Source organism: Aestuariibius violaceus (genome assembly GCF_040779325.2).
Lineage (GTDB): Bacteria > Pseudomonadota > Alphaproteobacteria > Rhodobacterales > Rhodobacteraceae > Aestuariibius > Aestuariibius violaceus.
This window is the reverse complement of the sequence record NZ_JBFONT020000043.1, coordinates 1-223: the sequence shown is the minus strand read 5'-3', so window position 1 is coordinate 223 and position 223 is coordinate 1. Positions and strand designations below refer to the sequence as shown.

General features: G+C 53.8%; 1 pseudogene. It reads left to right on the top strand.

Features of this window, described 5'->3' with window-relative positions:
* Window positions 1-95 precede the first annotated feature (95 nt).
* A pseudogene (locus AADZ90_RS22460) lies at window positions 96-223 on the top strand (IS110 family transposase); the annotation flags it as partial.

Genomic DNA, 223 nt, shown 5'->3' with positions numbered 1-223 from the left:
CGGCTCAAACCGGATGAGGTGGGTGGCTCCTGCTCCACCGGCATCGAATGTGCCAAAGTGCAGTTGTCAAAGACTGCTAGGAAAGGAGCCACCCAATGACAGTAAAGGCCGTCGGCCTTGATCTGGCCAAGGATGTTTTTCAAGTGCACGGCATTTCGGAGAACGGCCGAGTTATCTTTAACAAGGCCATCAAGCGAGCGAAGCTGCTGGCATTCTTTGAGAC